Here is a 25,311-nt window from a genome sequence, read left to right as displayed (position 1 = left end):
TACTGGCTCAGGCGCCCAGGTCGGCCGGCAGCGGCGCCTTGAGCCACTGCTCCGACAGGCCGTTGAGGGTGCCGTCTTGTTGCGCCTGGTCGATCAGCGCGTTGACCTTGGCCTTGAGCGCCGGCTCATCCTTGCGCAGGCCGATGAAACAGGGCGAATTCTTCAAGGTGAACTTGGCCACCGGCGCCCGCTCGCTGTTCTGCCGCGCAATGGCCGCAACCACCTGATTACCGGTGGCGAGGAACTGCACCTGCCCGGAGAGGTAGGCCGAAAGCGTGGTGTTGTTGTCTTCGTAGCGCTTGACCTCGGTACCGGCCGGCGCCACCTGGGTGAGCACCATGTCCTCGACTGCGCCGCGGGTCACGCCCACGGTTTTACCGGCCAGCTCGCTTGCATCTTTGAGCACTGCATCCTTGCCACCGAACACGCCGAGGAAGAACGGCGCGTATGCGCGGCTGAAGTCGATGACCTGCTCACGCTCGGGGTTCTTGCCCAGGCTGGAGATCACCAGGTCGACCTTGTCGGTTTGCAGGTAGGGCACCCGATTGGCACTGGTGACGGGTACCAGTTGCAACTTCAGTTTCATCTGCTTGGCCAGATAGGCGGCCATGTCGATGTCGTAACCCTGTGGCTGCAAGTCGGTGCCCACCGAGCCGAACGGTGGAAAATCCTGCGGCACTGCAACGCGCAGCACGCCGCGTTTCTCGATGTCCTGCAACTGGTCAGCCAATGCGCTGGCGGCTTGGGTCAGCAACAGCGCGCCTGCCAGTACCACGGTCAATGCCTTCTTCATGTTCGCACCTGGGTCGAGAGGGTAGTGAAACGAAAGGTTCGTTGATTGTGATTTTGCAACCAATGTGCCATTCAGCGATGAGGCAGTGCATTTCTTGTGCGGGCCTTGCGTTCAGAGGGTTTGCAGGGACAGCAGCCACTTTTCGGGCATGTGTGGTGTGGTTCGGGCGGGTAGAGACAGGGCGCCAAAATGGCGCCCCTTTCAGGCGGTTGCGCTGAAGTGGTGCGTCAGCGGTGCTCCAGCTCGTCCAGGGCCTCATACAGTTCGGCAATCTGGTGAATGCGCTGGCGGCCCTGGCTCAGGTGCTCGTGCAGCACCGCATTGGCCAGCAGGTTGATCAGGCTGTTGGCGCTGGCGTAGCTGTCGAAGGCCGACACGCTGTCCAGCGGCGTACACAGCTGCCAGGTGCCCAGCTCGATGATCGCCTGGGCCTGCGGCTCGCACATTACCAGCGTAGGCACCTGCCGTTCCCGCAAGGCCTGCAGCAGGGTGCGGATGATCTTTGGCCTGCGCCGGTAGGCCAGCACCACCACCATGTCTTCAGGGCTCAGGTCGACCAGCTCCTCGGCGAGCGTTTGCCCTGGTTGCGGCAGCAGATGAACCTGCCCACGGATCTGCAACAGCTGCTGGCGCAAGTGGAGCGCAGCGGGGTGAGCATTACGCATGCCCAGCACGAATACCCGCGCGCTTGTGCCGAGTGCCCGCACCACCTGGCCGAACTGCTCGGCATCGATGGTGCTGACCCAGTGCGCCAGGTTCGCCAACTCCTGCTGATAGTGGCGCGCGAGCAACGTGTTGCCTTGCACCACATCGCGGTTGTCGGCCACCGGCATGCCGGTCTGGCGCAGGGTGCGCAGCTCTTCGCGCAGGTCCTTGAACTTGTCGTAGCCCAGGCGCTTGAACAGGCGGCTCACGGTCGCTTTCGAAACGCCGGTCAGCCGCGCAAGCTCAGCACTGTTGTAGCTGGCAAGGTCGTTGTAGTGGTCAAGCACGAAATCAGCGATACGCTGTTCCTGAGGCGCCAGCTGGGCGTAGTGCTCGCGCAAGCGTTCATCGAGTGGATTCATGGAGTGCCTTGTAACTTTCGTTTCATTGGCGCGATGATAATGCAACACGAACCCGGCCCATAGGCCCGACGGAGGAACAGCATGTCACAGACACCCGTGGCCGATTGGGCTGCCTACCTTGCTCAGATGGAACAGGTGCTGGCGCTGGAACTGGATGCGCCGCGCCGCCAGGAATTGCAGGCGCAGTTCACCCGTATCGCTGCGATGGCCGAGCCGTTGATGGCGTACCCACTGGATGAGCGTGTGGACGTCGCGGGGGTGTACAAGGCATGAAGATCGCCGCCTGTTCGATTATTGATATCCGCCGTGAATTGGCCAAGGACGACATCACCGCCGGCGAAATTGCGATACACACCCTGGCAGCGATCACCGAGCAGAACAAAGCGCTCAATGCCTGGACGAAGTTCACCATGCAGCGCCTGTTCGAAGAAGCTCACGCGCTCGACAACGCTATCGGCAAGCGCAGGCCCTTGCCGCCCTTGGCCGGCGTGCCCTATGCGGTGAAAAACCTCTTCGACGTGGCCGGCCAGGTTACAGTCGCCGGTGCCCGATTGTTCGAAACGCGCCCGCCGGCCGAGCGCGATGCCTGGGCGGTGCGCCAGCTCAGCGCCAACGGCGGCCTGCTCACCGGCCTGCTGAACATGGACGCCTATGCCTACGGCTTCACCACCGAAAACACCCACTACGGCGCCACGCGCAACCCGCACGACACTGATCGCATCGCTGGCGGCTCCTCAGGTGGTTCGGCTGCAGCGGTTGCGGCGAAACTGGTCAATTTCACCCTGGGCAGCGACACCAACGGTTCTATCCGCGTGCCTGCCTCGCTCTGTGGCGTGTTCGGCCTCAAGCCCACTTTCGGCCGCTTGTCACGCGCCGGCACCCACCCGTTCGTAGGCAGCCTCGACCACATCGGCCCCATGGCACGGCGAGCAAGCGACCTGGCCTATGTTTACGATGTGCTTCAGGGCCTGGACCCGGACGATGCGTTCCAGGCCGATCAGCCGGTAGGCCACACCGTCCCGGAACTCGCCCGCGGCGCCGAGGGTTTGCGCGTCGGCGTGCTCGGCGGTTACTTCCAGCAATGGTGCGACGAAAACGCCCGCGAAGCCGTTGCGCGCGTTGCTAAAGCCTTGCAGGCCAACGAAGAAGTGCTAATGGCGGATGCAGAGCTGGCACGCACGGCCGCGTTCATCATCAGCGCCAGCGAAGGGGGCAACCAGTACCTGCCGGCCCTGCGAGCAACGCCCGAGCTGTTCGAGCCACTCTCGCGCGAACGCCTGCTCGCTGGCGCGATGATCCCCGCAGCCTGGTACGTGCAGGCCCAGCGCATGCGCCGGCACTTCCAGCAACAGGTGCTGCCGCTGTTCGACACGTTCGATGTGCTCATCGCTCCGTCCACGCCCACCACCGCCACACTGATCGGCCAGGAGACGATGCGCATCAACGATACCGACCTGCCGACTCGCGCCAGCATGGGCATGCTCGCACAGCCGATTTCCTTCCTCGGCCTGCCGGTGGTCAGCGTGCCGCTGCAAGCCAAAAATGGCTTGCCGATCGGCGTGCAACTGATCGCCGCCCCGTTTCGCGAAGGCGTCTGCCTGCGCGCCGCCCGCGCCCTCGAGCAGATGAAGGTGACCTATGTCGCCTGAGCAGATCGACCAGCCCCAGGTGCTCGCCGAGGTCACCGCCGCGTTCGAGCGTTACGAACAGGCCTTGGTCAGTAACGACACCGCCGTGCTCGATGAGCTGTTCTGGAACGACGAACGCACCGTGCGCCTGGGCGCTACCGAAAACCTCTACGGCATCACCGCCATCCGCGCGTTTCGCAACGCACGGCTGGCGGCGGGGTTACAGCGCGCCTTGCGCAATACGGTTATCACCACCTATGGCGATGCGTTTGCGCTGTGCAGCACCGAGTTCACCCGTGAGGGGAGCGAGCGGGTGGGGCGGCAGCAGCAAACGTGGGTGAAGATGAAAGGGCGATGGCGGATCGTGGGAGCGCAGGTGAGTTTGATGGGGTGATAGGGAAACTGCAAACCGCCTCAAGACTCATGACGTAAAACATTTGCGAATTCAGGTGTACGGCACTGCCGTATTCCGGGTGCATGTATACGATTATCGAGATAGGCACCTTCAAGCGCTGCGCCAAACCCGTATGGGCTGATGCGGAGCGTCTGGAGTTCATCACTTGGTTTGCCGTAAATCCGTTTGCTGGTGATGTGATACCAGGCAGCAGTGGGCTCAGAAAGGTGCGCTGGTCACGGGCCGGGATAGGCAAGCGAGCAGGCGCGCGCATTATTTACAACACGCTTTGCGATGGATGTTTTTGGCTCCTGATTCTATACACCAAGGCGAAATTCGATAACTTGCCTGCCGTGTTCCTGAACCAGTTAAGAGAGGAGGTCGATCGTGGATCATGAAATGGAGCAGTTCCAAGAGGAATTACTGGCCTCGGTGCGAGAAATGAAGGCTGGCCAAGCTGCTCGTGTTACGCAGGTCGAGGTGTCAGTAGCTGCGCAGGCAAGGGCGAAGGTGGGGGTGTCGCAGAACGCTTTTGCACAATTGCTGGGCGTCAGCTTGCGCACGTTGCAAGACTGGGAGCAGGGCCGACGCCAGCCGACGGGTGCTGCTCAGACGCTGCTGCGTATCGCAAGTCATCACCCCGAGGCTTTGATAGACCTTCCCGCTTGCTGAAAAGAGGCTCCAAGGCAACTGCAGGAATGGATTTCAAGGCATTAAAAAGCCGGCTTGTGGCCGGCTTCTCGCGGACGGGCTTGGGTTGTTTGTGACACCCCGCACTCGCCGTTAAACAGTTCAGCCACAAGGGCCGACGAAGAGGATAGCAGGCGCGCTACGGTAGGCCGCCTGCCGATGGCCCGGAGCCGGGCCACGCTGTGGGCGGCGATCATACTGAGATGAGTGCGCCCCCGCCAGCGGAGTTTTCCGAGACTCAGCCCTTGTAGGCGGCGACGGCCTTGGTGATCTCGGCACGGGCCGACTCGGCGCCTTCCCAGCCCTTGACCTTCACCCATTTGCCTTTTTCGAGGTCTTTGTAGTTCTCGAAGAAGTGCTTGATCTGCTCCAGCAGCAGGGCGGGCAGGTCGGTGTATTCCTTCACGTCGACGTACAGCTGGCTCAGCTTGTCGTGAGGAACGGCCAGCACCTTGGCATCGCCACCGCTTTCGTCGTCCATGTGCAGCACGCCGACAGGGCGGGCGCGGATGACTGCACCCGGGGTGACCGGGTACGGGGTGACCACCAGCACGTCCAGCGGGTCGCCGTCGTCAGCCAGGGTGTTGGGGATGTAGCCGTAGTTGGCCGGGTAGAACATCGGGGTGGCCATGAAGCGGTCGACGAACAGCGTGTCGCTGTCCTTGTCGATTTCGTACTTGATGGGCGCGTGGTTGGCCGGGATTTCGATAGCGACGTAGATGTCGTTCGGCAGGTCCTTGCCCGCAGGGATCTTGCTGTAGCTCATTGGGTGTTGCCCCCGTTTATCAGTCGGATCGATTTGGCCGTTGCCGGCAAAAGTGGCGGCGATTATAGGCACATACGCCCGGCCGTGCCACGCATCGGACCGTGCCGCTCGACCATAGTGCTATGGCGCCGGCTGTTCGTGGGCCAGGCGCAGGCGTTCGAAACGTGCCAGCGGGTCTTGCCGGAAAAAAGCTTCAGTTGCTCGTAAACGGCGGGGTAGGCGCCGGCCAGCAAATCCGGGGCGTTGAAGAAGTATTCGCAGGCTACGGCGAAGAATTCGGCGGGGTTTTCGGCCGCGTAAGGGTCGATGGCCGTTTCGCGGTCGGGGTCCTCGTCCAGCTGTTGATTCAGGTCGTCGTAGGCCGCCTGCATGGCCTGCGCCCAGGCCTGTATGCGCATGTTGCCATGCAGCGGAGGCAGGCCATTGGCATCGCCGTTAAGCATGTCGAGCTTGTGCGCCAGCTCATGCACCACCAGGTTGTAGCCCTCCCATTCGCCACTGGCCAGCACGCCTGGCCAGGCCAGGATCACCGGGCCCTGCTGCCAGGCCTCGCCGCTGTGCTCTGCATCCCATTCATGCTCGATGCCGCCAGCGTCGCGGTGGCGCTGGGGGCTGAGAAAGTCGTCGGGGTACAGCACGATCTCGTGAAAGCCCTGGTACCAGTCCAGCTCCTCCAGGTGCAGCAGCGGCAATTGCGCCAACGCTGCCAGGTGAACGCGAGCGGCATCGTCCAGTTCAAGGCCCGGCAAGGCGGTCAGGGCCTTTTCCTGCAGAAACAGGGTGGCCCGTTCCCGCAGCAGGTCGGTTTCTTCGTCGCTCAGGCCGTCGAGCACTGGCAGGCGGTGGCACACCTCGGCCCACAGCGCATCCGGGATCGGCTGCCGCGCCAGAGCCCTGCGCCGGCGCCAGGCGCGCCACCAGCCCATCAGTGGCTTTTCGCTGTGCGGTTCAGGCGCGAGCGCACCAGGCCGATCAGCATCGGCAGCAGCGAAAGCACGATGATCGCCAGGATCAACCCAGTAAGGTGCTGCTTGATGAACGGCACGTTGCCGAAGAAGTACCCCAACGCCACCAGCCCGCCTACCCACGCCAGGGTGCCCAGCACGCTGAAGGCAAGAAAGCGCGGATAGGGCATCTTGCCGATACCGGCCACGAAGGGCGCGAAGGTGCGGATGATCGGCAGAAAGCGCGCCAGCGTTACCGTCTTGCCGCCGTGGCGGGCATAGAACGCCTGGGTCTGCTCCAGGTAGTCGCGGCGGAAGATCTTCGAATTCGGGTTGCGAAACAGCCGTTCGCCGAGCGTGCGCCCGACCACGTAGTTGGTGCTGTCGCCCAGGATCGCCGCAGCCATCAGCAGCGCCGCAAGCAGTACCGGGTCCATCCCGCCGCCGGCAGCCACTGCGCCGCCGATGAACAGCAACGAATCGCCCGGCAGGAAGGGCATGACCACAAGGCCGGTTTCGCAAAAGATGACGGCGAACAGGATGGCGTAGATCCATGCGCCGTAATGATTGACCAGCATGTCGAGGTAAACGTCGAGATGCAGGATGAGGTCAAGCGGGTTGAAGTCCATATGCACACCTGTTCAGCGGCCTGCGTCAGGCAGGCGAAAAAGTGCGCAGTATACGGCAGGCGGAAGGAGGAAGCTGCAAGCTGCCCACCAGGCCGGTGAGCAGCTTGTAGCGGGTGGGTCAGAAGAACCCGAGCGGGTTGATGTCGTAGCTCACCAGCAGGTTTTTGGTCTGCTGGTAGTGGTCGAGCATCATCTTGTGGGTTTCACGGCCAATGCCGGACTTCTTGTAGCCACCGAACGCGGCGTGGGCCGGGTAGAGGTGGTAGCAGTTGGTCCACACACGGCCGGCCTTGATGCCGCGGCCCATGCGGTAGGCGCGGTTGATGTCGCGGGTCCAGACGCCAGCGCCGAGGCCGAACTCGGTATCGTTGGCAATCGCCAGGGCTTCGGCTTCGTCCTTGAAGGTGGTCACGCTCACCACCGGGCCGAAGATTTCTTCCTGGAACACGCGCATCTTGTTGTTGCCCTTGAGCAGCGTCGGCTGGATGTAATAGCCCGATGCCAGGTCGCCCTCGAGCTTCTGCACCTGGCCGCCGGCCAGCAACTCGGCGCCTTCCTGCTTGGCAATCTCGAGGTAGGAGAGGATCTTGTCGAATTGCTGCTCAGAGGCCTGAGCGCCGACCATGGTGTCGGTGTCCAGCGGGTCGCCACGCTTGATCTGCTCGACCTTCTTCATCACCTCTTTCATGAATGCCGGGTAGATCGACTCCTGAACCAGCACGCGTGATGGGCAGGTGCATACCTCACCCTGGTTGAAGAACGCCAGCACCACGCCCTCGGCCGCTTTTTCGATGAAGCTCTGCTCGGCCTGCATGATGTCTTCGAAGAAGATGTTCGGCGACTTGCCGCCCAGCTCGACGGTGCTGGGGATGATGTTCTCGGCAGCGCACTTGAGGATGTGCGAGCCCACCGGGGTGGAGCCGGTAAAGGCGATCTTGGCGATGCGCTTGCTGGTGGCCAGGGCTTCACCGGCTTCTTTGCCGAAACCTTGCACCACGTTCAGCACACCTGGCGGCAGCAGGTCGCCGATCAGCTCGACCAGCACGGTAATGCCCAGTGGCGTTTGCTCGGCCGGCTTGAGCACCACGCAGTTGCCGGCAGCCAGGGCAGGGGCGAGCTTCCAGGCGGCCATCAGGATCGGGAAGTTCCAGGGGATGATCTGCCCGACCACGCCCAGCGGCTCGTGAATGTGGTACGCGACGGTGTTGCCGTCGATTTCCGAGGCGCTGCCTTCCTGCGCGCGCAGGCAGCCCGCGAAGTAGCGGAAGTGGTCGGCCGCCAGCGGGATGTCGGCGTTGAGGGTTTCACGAACGGCCTTGCCGTTGTCCCAGGTTTCGGTGATGGCCAGGGTTTCCAGGTTTTGCTCGATACGGTCGGCGATCTTGAGCAGCACCAGCGAACGGGCCTGCACGGAAGTAGCGCCCCAGGCCTCGGCGGCAGCATGGGCGGCGTCGATTGCTTTTTCGATGTCTTTGGCAGTGGAGCGAGGAAACTCGGCGATCACTTTGCCGTTGATTGGCGAAGTGGTGGAGAAGTACTGGCCATCGACCGGCGGGACGAACTCGCCATTGATGTAGTTCCCGTACTGGCTCTTGTAGGAAACCTTGGCGCCCTCGGTCCCGGGATGTGCGTAACGCATGGTAGGTGTCTCCTGGCTCTTGTTTTAGGTGAGAACACGCGCTCTGTGGCGCTATCAAGCGTAGAGCAAAGGTCGGGCCAGCGCCTTGGGCAGGGCCTCAATGGCAGCATCGGAGCAGAAAAACCGAGGATCTGTGTCATTTATGGGACAGTCCTGAGTGACATTTCGTACGACTTTTGGTGCATTCCCTTGCTCCCATGGTCGTAGCGGGATTGCCTTGCGCCGGAGCCTGGCCCATGCTGGCCGGACCCGAACAGGGAGCCTGAGTACCATGCACAGCGAGCAATTGCGCCGCCACGCGCACCACGTCATGACCGTTGCCGCAGGCGAGCCCGGCGGGCCGCTCAGCGACCCTTCCATTGCTCGCTCCTGGCAGCGCTGCCTGCGTGACTATCACCTGGACCCGTCCCAGGCGCTTGCGCCCTCGGTGGTCGAGCACAGCCAGGTACTGGCGGGCCGCGAGCGCCTGCGCCAGGTGCTGATGATCGCCGACGGCGAAATGAACCACCTGCACCAGCAGTTGGCTGGCGCCGGCCACGCGGTGCTGCTCACCGACGCGCGCGGCGTGATCCTCAACTGCGTCACCGCCCCGAGCGAACGCCAGGTGTTCGAGCGTGCCGGGCTGTGGTTGGGGGCCGACTGGAGCGAAGCGCGCGAAGGCACCAACGGCATCGGCACCTGCCTGGTGGAGCGCCAGGCCATCACCATCCATCAACAGGAGCACTTCCGTGGCCGCCATACGGGCCTGACCTGTTCGGCCAGCCCGGTGTTCGACCCTTACGGTGAATTGATGGCGGTGCTGGACGTATCCTCGGCCCGCGCCCAGGACTCGCGCCAGAGCCAGTTCCACACCATGACCCTGGTCAACCTCTCGGCCAAGATGATCGAGAGCGCGTATTTCCTCCGGCACTTCGAGCACCAATGGTTGCTGCGCTTTCACCTGCAGGCGGACCCCACCGGCCTGTTCAGCGAGGGCCTGCTGGCGTTCGACAACGAAGGGCGCGTTCTGGCGATCAACCAGAGCGGCCTGAACCTGCTGCGCCTGCCGCGCAGCGCGGTGGAGCAGCAGTCGTTGGAGGCGCTGTTCGATTGCCGCCCGAGCGAGCTGTTCGGCCGTGCCAATGACAGCGCGGCCCTGCGCTGGCCGTTGCGCTGCCACGATGGCCGCACGTTGTTCGCCAGCGTGCGCGGCGTTGCTCCTCTGGTAGCGCGTGCCCCGGCCGCCGCGCCGCCCACCTTGGCCAAGCGCTCGCGCTGGTGCCTCGAAGACCCGGTGGTGGCGCGTGAGCATCAGCGGGCATTGAAGGTCTACGAGCGCGATGTGCCTCTGTTGATTCAGGGCGAAACCGGCTCGGGCAAGGAAGCCTTCGCCCGGGCCGTGCACCAGGCCAGCAGCCGGGCCGCGCGACCATTCGTGGCCTTGAACTGCGCTGCCTTGCCAGAGAGCCTGATCGAGAGTGAGCTGTTCGGTTATGCCGCCGGCAGCTTCACCGGAGCGCGCAAGGAGGGCATGCGTGGCAAGTTGCTGGAGGCCGACGGCGGCACCTTGATGCTCGACGAGATCGGCGACATGCCGCTGGCTTTGCAGACCCGCTTGCTACGGGTGCTCGAAGACCGCCAGGTCGTGCCCATCGGCGGCGAGCCGCAGGCGCTGGATGTGCGCATCATCAGCGCAACGCATCATGACCTGCGCGAGCGGGTCGACGCCGGCACCTTCCGCGAAGATCTCTACTACCGCCTCAATGGCCTGGAAGTGAGCGTGCCGCCCCTGCGCCTGCGCGCCGACAAGGGCACATTGATCGATCACCTGCTCGGCCTTGAGGCCTGCGGCGAAACCGTGCGGCTGGAAGCGGCCGCGCGCCAGGCGTTGCTGGCACACGACTGGCCGGGCAACGTGCGGCAGTTGCGCACCGTGCTGCGCACGCTGGTGGCACTGTGCGAGGAAGGCATTGTGCGTTTCGATGACCTGCCGGCAGAACTGCGCCGGCATCGGCCGCTGGAGGAGCCGGTCGCGCCGCTGGCCGATGCCGAGCGCGCAGCCTTGCTGCGTGTGCTCGAGCAGGAGCGCTGGCACATGACACGGGTAGCGGCCAACCTGGGCGTAAGCCGCAATACGCTGTACCGCAAGCTGCACCGTCACGGGCTGGCGCGATGACCGGGTGAGATTTTCTGCCGCTTGGGCTACCCTGCGGCAAGATTTCCCGAGGTCGAACATGCATATTCACATTCTTGGTATCTGCGGCACTTTCATGGGCTCGCTGGCGGTGCTGGCCAAGGCACTGGGCCACCGCGTGACCGGCTCCGACGCCAACGTCTACCCGCCGATGAGCACGCAGCTGCAAGCCCAGGGCATCGAACTGATGCAGGGCTATGACGCCGCCCACCTGGAACCGGCCCCCGACCTGGTCGTGATCGGCAACGCACTGTCGCGCGGCAATCCGGCAGTGGAACATGTGCTGAACCAGGGGCTGCCTTATGTTTCCGGCCCACAGTGGCTGGCCGACCATGTGTTGCAAGGCCGCTGGGTGCTCGCGGTTGCAGGTACTCACGGTAAAACCACCACCAGCAGCATGCTGGCCTGGGTGTTGGAGCACGCCGGCATGGCGCCGGGTTTTCTGATCGGCGGTGTGCCGCAGAACTTCGCCGTGTCGGCGCGGCTCGGTGATACGCCGTTCTTCGTGGTCGAGGCCGATGAGTACGACAGCGCCTTCTTCGACAAGCGCTCCAAGTTCGTGCACTACCGCCCGCGCACCGCAATCCTCAACAACCTGGAATTCGACCACGCGGACATCTTCCCGGACCTGGCTGCCATCGAGCGGCAGTTCCACCATCTGGTGCGCACCATTCCCGGTGAAGGGCTGATCGTTTACCCGGAAGCCGAAACCGCGCTGCACCGCGTGCTGAGCATGGGCTGCTGGAGCCCAATGCAAACCACTGGCGAAGGCGGCCAATGGCAATCACGCTTGCTGGCAGACGACGGCTCGCGCTTCGAAGTGCTGTTCGATGGCCAGTTGCAGGGCGTGGTCGAGTGGGGCCTGACCGGTCAGCATAACGTCGCCAATGCTCTGGCTACGCTCGCTGCGGCCCGCCATGTAGGCGTGGTGCCGGCCATGGGCATCGCCGCGCTGTGCGAATTCAAGAGCGTGAAGCGGCGAATGGAGCTGGTCGGGCAGGTCAACGGTGTGGCCATCTATGACGACTTTGCTCACCACCCTACCGCGATTGCCCTGACCCTCGACGGCCTGCGCAAGCGAGTAGGCCGGGCGCCGGTGATCGCGATCATCGAACCACGCTCCAACTCCATGAAGCTCGGCGCGCACCGTGACGGGCTGCCCGAGAGTGTGCTCGATGCCGACCAGGTGATCTGGTACGCCCCGCCCAACCTGGGTTGGGACCTGGCCGCGACTGCTGCTCAGTGCACAGTCAAATCCACCGTGGCCGATAGCCTCGACACCATCATCGAGCAGGTCAAGGCCGCCGCTGTGCCAGGCACCCAGGTAGTGATCATGAGCAATGGCGGCTTCGGCGGCCTGCACGGCAAGCTCGCCGAGGCACTGAAATGACCGGCCCGCAACGCGTGACCCTGGCCATGACCGGCGCCTCTGGCGCGCAATACGGCCTGCGGCTGCTCGATTGCCTGGTCAGTGAAGACCGTGAAGTGCATTTTTTGATCAGCAAGGCGGCGCAGTTGGTGATGGCCACCGAAACCGACGTGGCGTTGCCGGCCAAACCGCAGGCCATGCAGGCCTTCCTGACCGAATACACCGGCGCTGCCAATGGCCAGATTCGTGTGTATGGCAAGGAGGACTGGATGGCGCCGGTGGCGTCCGGCTCCGGCGCTCCATCGGCGATGGTGGTGGTGCCTTGCTCCACCGGCACACTCTCGGCCATCGCCACCGGCGCCTGCAACAACCTGATCGAGCGTGCCGCCGACGTCGCCCTCAAGGAGCGCCGGCAGTTGATCCTGGTGCCACGCGAAGCGCCTTACTCCACCATTCACTTGGAGAACATGCTCAAGCTGTCGCGGATGGGCGCGGTGATCGTGCCGGCTTCGCCGGGCTTCTATCACCAGCCGCAAACCATCGATGACCTGGTGGATTTCGTGGTGGCTCGGGTGCTGAACCTGCTCGATATCCCGCAAGACATGCTCCCGCGCTGGGGCGAACACCACGTGGCGCACGATGAATAAGCAGCTGCTGTTCTGCCTTTGCCTGGCGCTGCTCAGCGGCTGCGCCAGCCTGAGCGTGCTCGATGCCGACAAACCGGGCGGCCCGCTGGTGTACGCCGGCACTCGCCTGGACTGGTACGCCGCGCAGGGCGGTTGCTGTGCGAAAGATCACTTCGGGACAGAAGCGCCGAGTTGGCCGCGGCTGGACATGCCTGCTAGCGCGGTATTCGATACCATCGTGCTGCCGCTGTCATTGCTGGCGACCCTGGGTGTGAGTTATCACGCCGAAGGCGGTAACTAGGTGCGTAATTTCGACTGAGACTTATCGAATGTTTTGCCCCAGTGTCCTTTCAGGCTTTGCAGGTCCAGCGAGTGTTCGGCAGGTACGAAGACTGTATTGCCATCTACTTTGAACGCAATATTCAGCCCTTCAAGAGTCTTGGTGTCGAGTTTGAGGTTATGGGCAATGCTCGCGTCCGGGATACCGGGGTTTCGCAGTGCAAGTTTTATCTCATGTTTTCCGAAGCCTGCCTTGGGTGTCATTCTGGTGAAATACACGCCCTTGCCGAGGTTTCCGGGGCCTGCGAGGAGCTTTCCTGTTTTCTGGATACCTAGTTTTCCCACCGTGGTCGTGTAATGAAAGATAGAGAATCGCCGTATGATCTGTTGGATGAAGGCGCCTGAGGGATCGCTATGATTGACAGGGTCGCCGATGCAGTAAACGTAGGTATTTCGCCCCCCGGCCCCAAACGGGCTCAGAGTGTCCGCAGAGTGGAACTGTTGTAAAGAAGAGCTGTAAGCCCGATATCCATTGCCGAGTAAATAAAGAGGTGAGTGCTGCTCCAGCGCTTGCCCATTGAAGCCAACTCGCCGCGAGACGCTTGCTGCGTAGCCATATGGCCCATAACAGTTTCGAGCACCGGCGTGTTGCGCAATTACGCTTTTTGTAGCTGAAGTAGCCAGAAGATTGATATTCATCTTGGTCGCTCGATCCAACCTTACTTCCAGCAGATTAGTAACAGAGCGACCATGAGCCAACTGGCAACATTTGCAGGTGGCCGATTTCACCGGCCCAGCCTTCTTAACTCATCGGACTCAACGGTTCTGACACCTTCCTGCTCTTCCAGCGCCAGCCGCCACAGAGCTCTGGCCAGGTGCGAGGCTTCGATACCGTGGTATTTGCCCGGAATCAGCCTGGACAGCGGCCCGGCCAGTTGCTCGACCAAACGTGTTTCCTGGCGCTGGCCAAGCAACAGGGAAGGGCGCGCCAGTGTCAGTTGCGGCCAGTTCTGCGACTTGAGCGACTCCTCCATCTCGCCTTTGACCCGGTTGTAAAACGCCGAGGCATCGGGCGAGGCGTCCACCGCACTGATCACCAGCAAGTGCCTGGCGCCGAGCTCACGGGCGCGGTCAGCGAAGGCAACGACCAGATCATGATCGATGGCGTGAAAGGCGCCCTGTGACCCTGCCTGCTTCAACGTACTGCCCAGGCAGCAGAAGGCGATGTCTACCCGCCCACCCAGGGTCGGAAGTATGTCGGCCAGTTCACCGACCGGGTTTTCAAGGTGTGAATGCGGAGCAAGCGGCCGGCGGCTGGGCGCCAGCACGCGGCTGACAGTGGGTTCGCTGAGCAGGCGGTCGAGCAGGTGCTCACCGGTCAGGCCCGTGGCCCCGGCAAGCAAAATGTGCTGCGGTGTGAGATACATCGGAAGTCCCTCTCATGGCCATCAACCTGACTGTAGCGCAGAGCAGCCAAAGCTGCGTGCTTGCCAGGTTGGACCTTCGGCAGGGCGCGATGACTCAGTGGCGGCTCAGCCCGGCGCTTTGCAGGGCGCGGCTGGCCTGCTGGGCGCGCAGCAGGCGCCAGTGCTCCAGCACAGGCTTCGGTGCCCACAACTGCGGCTCGGACGGCTCGTAGTTTTCGCTCAGCTCCCGCGCCGCGACGATCGCGCTGGCCTGGTTGAAGGCCTGTTCAAGGTCGTCCGTCTGATGCAGGGCCTGAGCGAACAGCGCATCGCCGAAATAGGTGAAATCTGCCTCCTCCGAGCAACCGAAGGACACATGGTCGGCGCTCGCCGCGGTCATCACTGAAGTGTGGTTGTCCTTGATCGCCGGGATGAACCCGCCGGAGTAGCAGGCGGAAATCACCACCACCTTGTCGCGATTCTTCAGTGGGGCCAGCAGCGAAGCCAGCTCGTCAGCAGGCAGGTTGCCCAGCTCCAGACGCGGCTGGTCGAGTACCAGGTCGTGGTCACGGGTGCCGTGGCTGGTGAGGTAGATGAAAATCAGGTCTTCCGGGCCACTGCGCCGGGCCAGTGCCTGGATGGCGCGGCTCAGTGTCTCGCGGCTGGCCATGGGGCGGTCGGCCAGGTGATCGCGGTGGTTGACCAGCGTCACCTGCCCACGGGCGCCGAAACGGGTAGCCAGCAGTTGGGTGACGTAGTCCGCTTCGCGCATGAACACGCTTTGCTGGCCGTCACCGGCGAGCACCAGGCTGTACAGCTCGGTCGCCGGGGTGGATTGCGGGATCTGCGCCAGGGCGTTATCCAGCAACTGGCCTTGCTTGAGCAGGCCGACCTCCAGCGGGTCGGGCAGCAGGCGGCCCTGGCCGTCGCGCACGCGCTGGCCATTGGCCCAGGCGCCGCTCTCGACCTTACCGTCCTTGCGTGTCAGCGTGCCGCGGCCTTGATAGGCGTCGTTCTGGAACTGGCCCTGGTAGATCGTGCCGTCCGCCAGGGTCAGGCGGCCGTTGCCGTTGAAATGCCAGTCAGCGAATTCACCGACATAACGGCTGCCGTCGGCGCCGATCAGCTCTCCCAGCCCATTAGGCGCGCCGCTGTGGAAGGTGCCGACCCACACGTCGCCGCCTTGAGTCTCGTAACGGCCGTGGCCCTCCATCTGGTCCTTGCTGAAGGCGCCGGTGTACTGATCGCCATCGGTGCCGACGAAGTTGCCGTGGCCGTCCAGCTGGCCGTTGACGAAGTGGCCGCTGAACTGATTGCCGGCGTCGTCGCTGCGCAGCCCTTCGCCGTTGAGGCGGCCTTGCTCGAACTGGCCCTGCAGCGTGGTGCCGTCAGCCAGCTCGAGGTGCCCATTGCCAGAGAACTGATCGTTGTGGAAGTTGCCGCGGTAGGTGCGGCCCGGTTCTTTGAGCGTGCCCTCACCCTCGCGCTTGCCTTGGCTGAAGCCGCCGCTGTAGCTGCCTTGGGCGTGGTCAGGCTGCCCTGGCCATCGAACAGGCCACCAGCGAAGCCGCCGCGGTAGATGTGCCCGTCGCTGCCGTGCCACTGGCCCTGGCCGTTGTATTGGCCATGCTCGAATTGCCCTTCGTACCAACTGCCGTTGGGGTAGTCGATGCGGCCGTTGCCTTGCAGCACGCCATTGACGATATCGCCCCGGTAGCGGCCGCCGTCGGGCAGGCGCGCATCGGGAGGCAGCAGGGATTCACCCTCGCCGCACGCAGAGAGCAGCAAGGCCAGGGCGAGGGGGTAGATCAGGCGCATGGTCCGGTCCGGAAAATCGAGGCGCCGAGTATGCCGTAGATAATGGCCTTAAGACACAGCCGTCAGATGAAACACAATGAAAGCAGCTCGGCGACACAGGCGGGCTTCTCCCGCCCAGCGATTTCGAGGGTTGCACGCGCCCGCAGCAGCCACTGGCCAGGGTGTTTTTCACGGGCCTCCAGCAGCTCTGCCGCCAGGCGCACCTGCGAACCTGCGGGCACCGGCTGAAGAAAACGCACGTGCTCGACACCGTAGTTGACGGTCATCTTCAGGCCTTCGGGCAACACCATCACGCCTGCCATCAACTGGGGCATCAACGACAACAGCAAGAAGCCGTGAGCGATGGTGCCTCCAAATGGCGTAGCGGCCGCGCGCTCGGGGTCGACATGAATGAACTGGTGATCGCCGGTGGCGTTTGCGAACAGGTCGATACGTGCCTGGTCGATCAACAGCCAATCCGAGTGGCCCAGGTGTTGGCCGACGTATCGAGGCAGGTCGGCAACGGGAACATGTCGCATCGTGTCGATTCTCCAGAAGGGGCAGGCAGCGGCATCCGACCATCGTACGGCCGGGGCGGGTTCGCTTGCCGGGTTCGGTGGGTATACTGCCGCGACCAACGAAGGGGGCGATTCTATGCTGTTGCGCGGCCTGACATGGCTGATTTTCTTCCAACTGCTGGGCACGGGCCTCAACGCGCTGGGCCTGTCGCTGCTGCCCGGGCCGATCATCGGGCTGTTGCTGCTGTTCGCATGGCTGATGTGGAACGGCGAAGTGCCGGCGGCGGTGAGCGAAGCTTCTGCATCACTGTTGCGTTACCTGCCTTTGTTGCTGGTGCCGCCGGCGGTGGGCGTCATGGCCTATGCCGGGGTGATTGCCGAGCACTTCTGGGCGATCGTTGGCTCATTGTGTGTATCGGTGGTGTTGAGCATCGCCTTCGCCGGTTGGCTGATGAACCGCTTGTCGCGCGGAGGTGAGCGATGATGCTGGCCTGGCAGCAAGCCGTGGGCGCGGTGGTGCATCACCCGTTGTTCGCCTTGGGCATCACCCTGGGCGCCTACCAGTTGGCGCTCAAACTGTTCGAAAAAACCCGCCTGGTGCTGTTGCAGCCGGTGTTGCTGTCGATGGTCGCGGTCATCACCGTGCTCTGGTTGTGCGGCCTGGCCTTCGATGAATACAAGCGCAACACCGAGATCCTCGGCATTCTGCTCGGGCCTGCCACCGTGGCCTTGGCTGTGCCGCTTTATCTGAATGTGCGGCGCATCCGCCAATTGCTGTGGCCGACCTTGGCTACGCTGGTGGCAGGGGGTGTGTTTGCAACGCTGTCAGGCCTGGCACTCGGTGCCTGGCTGGGCGCCGACCGCTTGCTGCTGATGACCTTGGCGCCCAAGTCGGTCACCTCGCCGATCGCCATGCTGGTGGCTGATCAGCTGGGTGGTGTGGCCGGCATGGCGGCGGTGTTCGTATTGATCACAGGCGTCGTGGGCGCCATCGTCGGCCCTGGCGTGCTGCGCCTGCTCAAGGTCGAGGCACCTGCCGCGCGGGGTATGGCGCTGGGCATCTGTGCCCATGCCGTCGGCACCTCGGTAGCGCTGGCCGAAGGCGAGGAGTGCGGCGCCTTTGCGGCGCTGGGCATGAGCCTGATGGGGGTCAGTACCGCGATCCTGTTGCCGTTGTCGATCAGCCTGTTCGTTTGATGAAGGATGCAACCATGAATGTGCCGCTGTTTCCCCTCAATACCGTGCTGTTCCCGGGCTGCACACTGGACTTGCAGATATTCGAGGCGCGCTACCTGGACATGATCGGCCGCTGCATGAAAGCCGGCACCGGGTTTGGCGTGGTGTGCATCGTCCAGGGCCAGGAAGTCGGCGCGCCGCCCAGCGAGCATGCAAAGGTCGGCTGCGAGGCCCTGATTCGGGATTTTCAAAAGCAGGACAACGGCCTGCTGGGTATTCGTGTGGAGGGAGGGCGGCGCTTCAGAGTGCTCGACACTCACACCCAGAAGGACCAGTTGCTGATCGGTGAGGTGCAATGGCTCAACGAACTGCCTGATGCGCCTCTGGAAGAGCGTGATGACGACCTGCTGGCCCTTTTGGTGGCGCTGGCCGAGCACCCGATGGTGGAGTCCCTGGCGATGGGCAGCCATGCCAGTGGCCAACATGCGTTGGGCAACAAGCTGGCTTACCTGCTGCCCTTCGAGGATCAGGAAAAACTGCGCCTGCTGGAAACCGACGACCCCGGCCTGCGCCTGGATGCGATCCAGGGCTTGCTGGAACGCATGCAGGGCGATCTGCTTGTCTAGTTGCGGTCGGACATCCGCGCCAACTGGCGCTCCAGCAGTGACGGGTACGGCTCCAGCAGCCGCTCGACGCAGCATGCACCTTCGGGGCTGGCAATCGGGCGGATACGGGCGCGCTGGCGTATCAGCAGGTCCTCGCCTACACGTCGCTCCACCAGCAGCAGGTTGCGGCTGTGTTGCGACAGCGCCAGCGCAGCCTGGGCAGGCTCGGTGAGCAACAGGTCGACCTGGCTGATGCCATAGAGGTCATCGGCGAGCATCAGGCCAAGCTGCAGTTGCAGGGTGATGCCGCTGTCGGCGACTTCGATCTGCAACTGGTGGCCCATCGCACGCAGCAGTTCACCGCAGCACAGGCCATTGGTGAGGTAGTCGTCACCACAGTCGTCGCTGTGGAACAGGATCAACGAGCTGCCGTCGCTCAAGGTATGCACCACACCCTGATACACCGATGCCGCTTGTGCCAGGACGTCGCGATAACGCTCCAGCAGCTCCAGCAGGCGGGTGCGAGGCAACCGGCGCAACTGTTCCTGAGCACCCAGCTGAACGGCCAGCAGCGCCGTGAATTGCGGCGCGCGTGGAGCGGCCGGTGTTGCTGCGGCGTTTGCAGGTGCTGCCACTTTGCGTGGGGCCTGGCCTTCATCGTCGAAACTGCCCAGGTCGGCGAAGACATCGTCGTCTTCGTCATCTTCTTCTGCGCGTACCTGGCGCTGCGGCGCCGGTTTGCTGCCGAAGGCTGCCTTGGCGTTGGCAGGTGGCGGGCTTGCTGGCTCGTCGTCATCCTCATCAGCCTCCGGTTCCAGCACAGGTTCTGGCTCCGGCTCGGGCATGGGCGCGGCGAATTTCTTCTGAAGGTTACGCGCCAGGTCGCCGATCTCGTCCTGGCGTTCGACGCCGGGTGTGTACGGGTCAAGGTCACGCAACCAGACGCGCAGTTGCAACAGCGGCAGCGTGATGTTGCGCCTGATGCGCAAACTGAAAGCCAGCGACAGCGCCAGCAGGATCACGCTGAGAATGCCCATGCTTTGCAGGCTGATGGTCATCGGCTGCTGGAACTGGCTCATGTCCAGGCTCACGCGCAAGGTGCCGGTGTTCACATCCTGAAAGCTGATCTTCTGCTCGTATACCCCGCCAGACATCGTCAGCAGGCCGGTCCTGGGCTTCTGCCCGGCTTCGGCGATGGTTCTGCCGTCGGCGCTGTAGATGGCAGCGTGCGCCACCAGCGGGTTCTTGGCGAGGTTGCCCAGCAGCACGTTGAGGCTGAGGATGTCGTTGGACATCAACAGTTCGGTCGCGGAGGAGGCAGTCTGGGTGGTCAGGCTGGTGCCCACCGCATCGGCCTGCGTGTGCATGGCTTCCTTGAACTGCAAACCCATCACGCAGGTGTAGATCACCAATGCCACGGCCACCAGAATGACGTTGTGGCTGGCGATTCGCAGAGCGATCGGGGTGCGGCGATGGCGCAGGGCGCGAAAGATCAGCAGGAAGAAATTATCGTTTTTGACAGGCGCGGGCCGGTTCACTTCGCTTTTCTCTGGCCATAAATTTGTTGCGCAGTATAGCGAGGGGCTATTAGGCGTCAAAGCGCCGTCCGGCACGGAAACTGGGTAGAATGCGGTTTTTTTCGTGAAACTGAGGTGTGCCTTGGCTCAAATCGTCCTGATCAACATCACCACCGAGCAAACGCCTGGCTTGTTTGGCGATGTTACAGCCTTGCTGGTGAAGGCCGGTGCCGAGTTGCTGGAGGTCAAAAGTGACACAGTACTCGGTACTCAAAGCATCGGGTTGATCGTGCGCGTGGCTGCAGGGCGTTGCGACGCACTCGAGGATGAACTCGAAGCCCTTGGCGTGAACCTGGATACCTTCACGCTCAGCGAGGCGCAGTACGCCACCTATATGCAGCACGAGATGCAACCGCGCCATGTTCTGTCGTTACTGGCACGGCGGGTGACTGCCGAGCAACTGGCCCGGGTGACGGCAATCGCCCAGGCTCACGGGCTCCAGGTTGAAAGCGTGAAGCGCTTGTCAGGCATCACGCCGCTGCAAGGGGGCGACAGCGCTTGTGTAGAGCTGATGCTGCTCGGTGAGCCCGCCGATGCCCAAAGCCTGCGCGCCGATTGCCTCGCCGCCGCCACCGAGCTTGATATGGATGTCGCCATCCAGGCGGCCACCCTCGAACGCAACCACCGCCGCCTGGCGGTGTTCGATATGGATTCCACGCTGATTCAAGCCGAAGTGATCGACGAGTTGGCCAAGGCCGCTGGGGTCGGCGAGCGAGTATCGGAAATCACCGAGCGCGCCATGCGCGGCGAGCTGGACTTCCGTGCCAGCTTCAAAGAACGCCTGGCCTTGCTCAAGGGCCTGGACGTGAGTGTGCTGGATTCGATCGGTGCCTCGCTGCGCCTGAGCGAAGGTGCCGAAGAGCTGTTCGCTGGGCTGCGCAAGCTGGGCTACAAAACCGCGATCCTGTCTGGCGGGTTCACGTATTTCGCCAGGCAGGTCCAGGCGCGCCTGGGTATCGACTATGTGTTCGCCAACGAGCTGGAAGTCGTCGATGGCAAATGCACAGGTGTTGCCATCGAGCCCGTCGTCGATGCCCAGCGCAAGGCTGACCTGCTGCGTGAGCTGGTGAGCAAGGAAGGGTTGACCCTGGCCCAGACCATTGCCGTGGGCGATGGCGCCAACGACCTGCCAATGCTGGCCCTGGCCGGCCTCGGCGTCGCCTTCCGTGCCAAGCCGTTGGTGCGCCAGTCGGCCCAGCAGGCTATTTCCACGTTGGGCCTGGACGGCGTGCTGTATCTGCTGGGTGTGCCGAGCTACCAGCTTCAGGCGCAATAACCCGTTACCGACGCTTCGGCAGTATCACGCTGGAGCGTGAGGTTTGGCTAATAGCTGGTCCACGTAGTCGAGCGCGATGCGCTGGGCTTGCGCGGTGTCGAAGGCGTCACCGGAGAGCGCACCGCGCAGCCACAGGCCGTCGATCAACGCGGCGAGCCCTCGCGCGCTGCTGCGGGCTTGCGCAAGCGGCAGGGTGCGGCGGAACTGGCAGCACAGGTTCGAATACAACCGGTGATCGTTGATCCGTTGAAGGCGATGCAGTGAAGCCTGGTGCATGCTGGCGGCCCAGAAGGCGAGCCAGGTTTTCATCGCGGCGTTGCTCACCTGGCTGGCATCGAAGTTGCCCTCGATGATTGCCTGCAAGTGCGCGCGCGGGCTGCCGCAGGTCAATGCGCGGCGGCGTTCGGCGGTCTTGGTCGACAGCTCCTTGAGCAGGTAGCTCATGGTGGCGAAGATCAAGCCGTTCTTGTCCTGGAAATAGTGGCTGATGATGCCGTTCGATACCCCGGCCATCCTGGCGATCTTTCCGATGCTCGCCTCGGCCATGCCTACTTGATCGACCGCTTGCAAGGTGGCCTCGATCAGCTGTTGGCGGCGTATGGGTTGCATCCCGACTTTAGGCATCGGTGAATCTCCTCACGGCCCATGTGCCCATGGCGAACCATCTGGCACTGGCGAGGGCCAGTCTATTTTATTTTGATTGGTCGTTCAATTAACGAAAACGACGTCGTCAATGGCTATGCAAGGGGAGGGATTGTACTCGCCACGACAAACTTCACACGCTACAAACGCAAAAGCTGCAAGCCCAAGCCCAAAGCACCTCGCTTCGAACTTGAGACTTGCAGCTATGAGCTTGCTGCCGGGTATCAGTTGGCTTTACGAAGCGGCACTACTTGCCCGTGTTCTTCGTGATGGCCGAGATTTTTACCCAACAGCGCATGGTACAGCTCGGTGTCACCCAAAATGCCCACCACGCGGTTGTCGTCGTGCAGCACCAGTTTGTTGCCGGTGTGGTAGCGGATCGCCAGGGCGTCGCGCATCGAGATGTCTGCGTGTACCAACGTCGGCCGGCGCGCCAGGCTCTCGATATCCTGCCCGTTCGCCCAGTTCTGAACGTCCAGCGCCGCACTGCCTTGGCGGGCACCCTGCAGGTAGCCGTTTTCCGAGAGGCTCAGCCAGGTGTCGCTGCCCGGGTCGAGCAACGCATCGCGGCCACTGCCGGTGCAGGCGGTGAGCGGACGCATCAGGCTGCGGCCGCGCAGCACGTTGAGCGGGTTGGTGTGGGCGACGAAAGTGCGCACGTAGTCGTCGGCCGGGTTGAGCACGATGTCTTCCGGTTTGCTGTACTGGATGATCTTGCCGTCTTTCATGATGGCAATGCGCGTGCCCAGCTTGAGCGCCTCGTCCAGGTCGTGGCTGACGAACACGATGGTTTTTTGCAGCTTGCGCTGCAGGTCCAGCAGTTCGTCCTGCAGGCCTTGCCGAATCAGCGGGTCGAGTGCCGAGAACGGCTCGTCCATCAGCAGGATGTCGGCGTCCATCGCCAGCGCACGGGCCAGGCCCACGCGCTGCTGCATGCCGCCGGAGAGCTCGTCGGGCTTCTTGTTGCGCCACTGGGTCAGGCCCACCAGCTCGAGCTTCTCATCCACCAGCTTGCGCCGCTCCTCGGAAGGGCGGCCCTGCATCTCCAGGCCAAAGCTGATGTTTTCGCGAACGGTCAGCCAAGGCATCAAGGCGAATTTCTGGAACACCATGGCGATGCGCTGGGTGCGCATCATCTTCAACTGCGCAGGTGTGCAGTTGGCTACGTCGATCTGCGAGCCTTCGTGCTCGACGAACAGCTTGCCGCGGCTCACGGTGTTCAGGCCGTTGATGCAGCGCAGCAGGCTCGACTTGCCCGAGCCGGACAAGCCCATGAGCACGCAGATCTCGCCTTTGTTGATTTCCAGGTTGGCTTTTTCGACACCCACCACCAGGCCGGTCTTCTTGAGGATTTCCGGACGTGACAGGCCCTGGTCGAGCATCTCCAGCGCAGGGCGCGGGCGCTCGGAGAAAATGACGTCGACATCTTCGAAACGGATGATGCTCATGCGTCACCTCCAGCTTTGACTTCACGCTGCTTGCAAATGCGGTCGAGCATGATCGCCAGCAACACAATGGCCAGGCCAGCTTCGAAGCCCAGGGCGATATCAGCGGTGTTCAGCGCGTTGACCACCGGCTTGCCGAGGCCGTCGGCACCGACCAGAGCGGCGATCACCACCATCGACAGAGACAGCATGATGCATTGGGTAACGCCTGCGGCGATGCTCGGCATGGCATGCGGCAGCTCGATGCGGGTGAGCAACTGGCGGCCGGAGCAGCCGAAGGCCTTGCCGGCATCCATCAGTTCGTGAGGCACGTCGCAGATGCCCAGGTACGTCAGGCGGATCGGTGCGGCGATGGCGAACACCACCGTAGAGATCAGGCCAGGCACAACGCCCAGGCCGAACAGAGTCAGGGTAGGGATCAGGTACACGAAGGTCGGCACCGTCTGCATCAGGTCGAGCATGGGGCGCATGCCGGTATAGAACCAGGGCTTGTGTGCCGCGATGATGCCCAGTGGTACGCCGACGACCACGCACACCGATGTTGCGAAAGTCACTTGGGCGAGGGTTTCCATCGTCTCCTGCCAGTAACCCAGGTTGAGGATCAGCAGGAACGACAGGGCGACGAAAATGGTAAGGCTGAGTTTGCGCTGGATGTAGTACGCCAGGGCCGAGAACAGCACCACCAGCACGTAGGGGTTGAACCAGGTAAGGCCGCTGGTGAAGCCGTGGATGATGCCTTCGAGCGTCGCGGCAATCCAGTCGAAGACATTGGCGCCGTGGCGCGTGAGCCAGTCGACGAAGGCGGCGATGTACTCGCCTAGAGGAAGTTTGTGATCTGTCAGCATGGTATCGGGCATCCACCTGCGGTTTGTCTACAAATCCCGGCGGCCCTGGCCGCCGGGAGCTCAGCGGCTTTATTGGGTCAGTTTTGCTTTGGCGGCCTCCAGGCCAGGTTTGCCATCGATGGTGGTCACGCCGTTGAGCCAGCTGTCGAGAACCTGTGGGTTCTTCTTCAGCCAGGCTTTCGCGGCTGCATCGGGTTTTTGTCTATCGTCCAGGACGTTACCCATCAGGGTGTTTTCCATGTCCAGGGTGAAGCTCAGGTTCTTCAGGAACTGCGAAACGTTCGGGCATTCCTGCTGATAGTTCTTGCGGGTAACGGTGTAGACGGTCGCCTGGCCGAAGTTCGGGCCGAAGGAGTCATCGCCACCGGTGAGGTATTTCATCTTGAACCGCTTGTTCATCGGATGCGGTTCCCAGCCCAGGAACACGATCGCGGTGCCGCGTTTTTCGGCCCGGTCGACCTGAGCCAGCATGCCGGCCTCGCTCGACTCGACCACCTTGAAGCCTGCGTCTTTCAGGCCGAAGGCGTTCTTGTCGATCAGCGTCTGGATGGTGCGGTTGCCGTCGTTGCCTGGCTCGATGCCGTAGATCTTGCCGCCCAGCTCATCCTTGAACTTGACGATGTCGGCGAAATCCCTGAGGCCCTTTTCCCAGAGTGCCTCTGGCACCGCGAGGGTGTACTTGGCGTTCTCCAGGTTGGCGCGGACCTGCACCACGGTGCCGGCATCACGGTATTGCTTGATGTCGTTTTCCATGGTGGGCATCCAGTTGCCCAGGAACACGTCCATGTTCTTGCCGTCGGCCAGGCTTTTGAAGGTCACCGGCACGGAGATCATGGTGGTGTTGGTCTTGTACCCCAGGCTTTGCAGCACGGCGCTGGCTGTAGCGGTGGTAACGGTTACGTCGGTCCAGCCGACGTCGGAGAAGTTAACGGTGGAGCATTGCTCCGGTTCGGCAGCATGGGCCATGACCGGCAAGCTGAGCAGCGTAGCCAACAACACGGAAGGTGAAGCTTTCATCGAGAGGACT

The 25,311-nt window shown here is 62.9% G+C and carries 26 protein-coding genes and 2 pseudogenes; 13 read left to right on the top strand and 15 right to left on the bottom strand.

The window, feature by feature from the left end:
* Positions 1–7 precede the first annotated feature (7 nt).
* Positions 8–793 carry a transporter substrate-binding domain-containing protein gene (locus LN139_RS18495; protein WP_236355538.1) on the bottom strand — a complete coding sequence of 262 codons (786 nt, stop codon included), beginning with the start codon at positions 791–793 and terminating at the stop codon, positions 8–10.
* Between the two features lie 227 nt (positions 794–1,020).
* Positions 1,021–1,860 carry a MurR/RpiR family transcriptional regulator gene (locus tag LN139_RS18490; protein ID WP_236355537.1) on the bottom strand — a complete coding sequence of 280 codons (840 nt, stop codon included), beginning with the start codon at positions 1,858–1,860 and terminating at the stop codon, positions 1,021–1,023.
* Positions 1,861–1,941: 81 nt separating this feature from the next.
* Here LN139_RS18490 and hpxX point away from each other — a divergent pair, with 81 nt between their 5' ends.
* The 5 genes from hpxX to LN139_RS18465 all read left to right on the top strand — a co-directional run bounded on the left by hpxX (position 1,942) and on the right by LN139_RS18465 (position 4,554).
* A complete protein-coding gene (gene hpxX, locus LN139_RS18485; protein ID WP_236355536.1) occupies positions 1,942–2,133 on the top strand; it encodes an oxalurate catabolism protein HpxX in 192 nt (63 codons plus the stop codon).
* On the top strand, positions 2,130–3,509 hold the full coding sequence (locus LN139_RS18480) for an AtzE family amidohydrolase (RefSeq protein ID WP_236355535.1): 1,380 nt from the start codon (positions 2,130–2,132) through the stop codon (positions 3,507–3,509). The genes hpxX and LN139_RS18480 overlap by 4 nt, the downstream gene beginning before the upstream one ends.
* Positions 3,499–3,882 carry an oxalurate catabolism protein HpxZ gene (hpxZ, locus tag LN139_RS18475; RefSeq protein WP_236355534.1) on the top strand — a complete coding sequence of 128 codons (384 nt, stop codon included), beginning with the start codon at positions 3,499–3,501 and terminating at the stop codon, positions 3,880–3,882. The genes LN139_RS18480 and hpxZ overlap by 11 nt, the downstream gene beginning before the upstream one ends.
* 83 nt (positions 3,883–3,965) lie before the next feature.
* The gene (locus tag LN139_RS18470; RefSeq protein ID WP_236355533.1) at positions 3,966–4,280 is read left to right on the top strand and encodes a transcriptional regulator; all 315 of its coding nucleotides are present in this window, start codon (positions 3,966–3,968) and stop codon (positions 4,278–4,280) included.
* Positions 4,270–4,554 (top strand): helix-turn-helix domain-containing protein, encoded by a 285-nt coding sequence (locus LN139_RS18465; RefSeq protein ID WP_236355532.1) that lies wholly within the window; start codon positions 4,270–4,272, stop codon positions 4,552–4,554. Before LN139_RS18470 ends, LN139_RS18465 begins: the two co-directional genes overlap by 11 nt.
* 256 nt (positions 4,555–4,810) lie before the next feature.
* On the opposite strand, the gene ppa is transcribed toward LN139_RS18465, so the two are convergent.
* From ppa to exaC, 4 genes and pseudogenes are all read right to left on the bottom strand, one after another.
* Positions 4,811–5,338, bottom strand: a complete 528-nt coding sequence (ppa, locus tag LN139_RS18460) for an inorganic diphosphatase (RefSeq protein WP_236355531.1) — start codon at positions 5,336–5,338, stop codon at positions 4,811–4,813.
* Between the two features lie 120 nt (positions 5,339–5,458).
* Positions 5,459–6,264, bottom strand: a pseudogene (locus tag LN139_RS18455) (zinc-dependent peptidase).
* Positions 6,264–6,911 (bottom strand): DedA family protein, encoded by a 648-nt coding sequence (locus LN139_RS18450; RefSeq protein WP_236355530.1) that lies wholly within the window; start codon positions 6,909–6,911, stop codon positions 6,264–6,266. Before LN139_RS18450 ends, LN139_RS18455 begins: the two are co-directional and overlap by 1 nt.
* 118 nt (positions 6,912–7,029) lie before the next feature.
* Entirely contained in the window at positions 7,030–8,550 is a 1,521-nt protein-coding gene (gene exaC / locus LN139_RS18445; RefSeq protein WP_236355529.1) for an acetaldehyde dehydrogenase ExaC, read from the bottom strand.
* 271 nt (positions 8,551–8,821) lie between these two features.
* Here exaC and LN139_RS18440 point away from each other — a divergent pair, with 271 nt between their 5' ends.
* From LN139_RS18440 to LN139_RS18425, 4 genes are read left to right on the top strand one after another with little or no spacing between them, the layout of a single operon-like run.
* The gene (locus tag LN139_RS18440) at positions 8,822–10,705 is read left to right on the top strand and encodes a sigma-54-dependent Fis family transcriptional regulator (RefSeq protein WP_236355528.1); all 1,884 of its coding nucleotides are present in this window, start codon (positions 8,822–8,824) and stop codon (positions 10,703–10,705) included.
* A gap of 58 nt (positions 10,706–10,763) precedes the next feature.
* Positions 10,764–12,113: a UDP-N-acetylmuramate:L-alanyl-gamma-D-glutamyl-meso-diaminopimelate ligase gene (gene mpl / locus LN139_RS18435; protein ID WP_236355527.1), complete on the top strand. Its 1,350-nt coding sequence runs from the start codon at positions 10,764–10,766 to the stop codon at positions 12,111–12,113.
* Positions 12,110–12,739, top strand: coding sequence for a flavin prenyltransferase UbiX (gene ubiX / locus LN139_RS18430; RefSeq protein WP_236355526.1), 630 nt, complete (start codon positions 12,110–12,112; stop codon positions 12,737–12,739). Before mpl ends, ubiX begins: the two co-directional genes overlap by 4 nt.
* Positions 12,732–13,019 (top strand): YceK/YidQ family lipoprotein, encoded by a 288-nt coding sequence (locus LN139_RS18425; RefSeq protein WP_236355525.1) that lies wholly within the window; start codon positions 12,732–12,734, stop codon positions 13,017–13,019. Before ubiX ends, LN139_RS18425 begins: the two co-directional genes overlap by 8 nt.
* Here the strand turns inward: LN139_RS18425 and LN139_RS18420 are convergent.
* The 4 genes and pseudogenes from LN139_RS18420 to LN139_RS18405 all read right to left on the bottom strand — a co-directional run bounded on the left by LN139_RS18420 (position 13,016) and on the right by LN139_RS18405 (position 16,739).
* Positions 13,016–13,696 (bottom strand): RHS repeat-associated core domain-containing protein, encoded by a 681-nt coding sequence (locus LN139_RS18420; protein WP_236355524.1) that lies wholly within the window; start codon positions 13,694–13,696, stop codon positions 13,016–13,018. The genes LN139_RS18425 and LN139_RS18420 overlap by 4 nt on opposite strands.
* An 86-nt stretch (positions 13,697–13,782) precedes the next feature.
* A complete protein-coding gene (locus LN139_RS18415) occupies positions 13,783–14,424 on the bottom strand; it encodes an oxidoreductase (protein ID WP_236355523.1) in 642 nt (213 codons plus the stop codon).
* Positions 14,425–14,518: 94 nt separating this feature from the next.
* Positions 14,519–16,221, bottom strand: a pseudogene (locus LN139_RS18410) (C13 family peptidase).
* Between the two features lie 62 nt (positions 16,222–16,283).
* Positions 16,284–16,739, bottom strand: coding sequence for a MaoC family dehydratase (locus LN139_RS18405; RefSeq protein WP_236355522.1), 456 nt, complete (start codon positions 16,737–16,739; stop codon positions 16,284–16,286).
* 115 nt (positions 16,740–16,854) lie between these two features.
* On the opposite strand from LN139_RS18405, the gene LN139_RS18400 reads away from it, so the two are divergent.
* From LN139_RS18400 to LN139_RS18390, 3 genes are read left to right on the top strand one after another with little or no spacing between them, the layout of a single operon-like run.
* On the top strand, positions 16,855–17,202 hold the full coding sequence (locus LN139_RS18400; protein ID WP_236355521.1) for a CidA/LrgA family protein: 348 nt from the start codon (positions 16,855–16,857) through the stop codon (positions 17,200–17,202).
* Complete coding sequence (locus tag LN139_RS18395; protein WP_236355520.1) at positions 17,199–17,915, top strand: LrgB family protein; 717 nt, start codon at positions 17,199–17,201, stop codon at positions 17,913–17,915. Before LN139_RS18400 ends, LN139_RS18395 begins: the two co-directional genes overlap by 4 nt.
* A 14-nt stretch (positions 17,916–17,929) precedes the next feature.
* On the top strand, positions 17,930–18,520 hold the full coding sequence (locus LN139_RS18390; protein ID WP_236355519.1) for an LON peptidase substrate-binding domain-containing protein: 591 nt from the start codon (positions 17,930–17,932) through the stop codon (positions 18,518–18,520).
* Here the strand turns inward: LN139_RS18390 and LN139_RS18385 are convergent.
* On the bottom strand, positions 18,517–20,037 hold the full coding sequence (locus LN139_RS18385; protein WP_236355518.1) for an AhpA/YtjB family protein: 1,521 nt from the start codon (positions 20,035–20,037) through the stop codon (positions 18,517–18,519). The two genes, LN139_RS18390 and LN139_RS18385, sit on opposite strands and share 4 nt — an antisense overlap.
* Positions 20,038–20,158: 121 nt before the next feature.
* Between LN139_RS18385 and serB the strand changes: the two genes are divergently transcribed.
* Entirely contained in the window at positions 20,159–21,352 is a 1,194-nt protein-coding gene (serB, locus tag LN139_RS18380; RefSeq protein ID WP_236355517.1) for a phosphoserine phosphatase SerB, read from the top strand.
* A gap of 24 nt (positions 21,353–21,376) precedes the next feature.
* Here the strand turns inward: serB and betI are convergent, their stop codons facing one another.
* The 4 genes from betI to LN139_RS18360 all read right to left on the bottom strand — a co-directional run bounded on the left by betI (position 21,377) and on the right by LN139_RS18360 (position 25,301).
* A complete protein-coding gene (gene betI / locus LN139_RS18375) occupies positions 21,377–21,976 on the bottom strand; it encodes a transcriptional regulator BetI (RefSeq protein ID WP_236355516.1) in 600 nt (199 codons plus the stop codon).
* A 242-nt stretch (positions 21,977–22,218) separates the two neighbouring features.
* Positions 22,219–23,442, bottom strand: coding sequence for a choline ABC transporter ATP-binding protein (gene choV / locus LN139_RS18370; RefSeq protein WP_236355515.1), 1,224 nt, complete (start codon positions 23,440–23,442; stop codon positions 22,219–22,221).
* The gene (gene choW, locus LN139_RS18365; protein ID WP_236355514.1) at positions 23,439–24,284 is read right to left on the bottom strand and encodes a choline ABC transporter permease subunit; all 846 of its coding nucleotides are present in this window, start codon (positions 24,282–24,284) and stop codon (positions 23,439–23,441) included. The genes choV and choW overlap by 4 nt, the downstream gene beginning before the upstream one ends.
* A gap of 69 nt (positions 24,285–24,353) precedes the next feature.
* Positions 24,354–25,301 (bottom strand): choline ABC transporter substrate-binding protein, encoded by a 948-nt coding sequence (locus LN139_RS18360; protein ID WP_236355513.1) that lies wholly within the window; start codon positions 25,299–25,301, stop codon positions 24,354–24,356.
* Between the last annotated feature and the right edge of the window lie 10 nt (positions 25,302–25,311).

Source organism: Pseudomonas sp. KNUC1026, assembly GCF_021650705.1.
GTDB lineage: Bacteria > Pseudomonadota > Gammaproteobacteria > Pseudomonadales > Pseudomonadaceae > Aquipseudomonas.
Note: the sequence above shows the minus strand (reverse complement) of the source record. Positions and strands in the feature narration are given on the sequence as shown.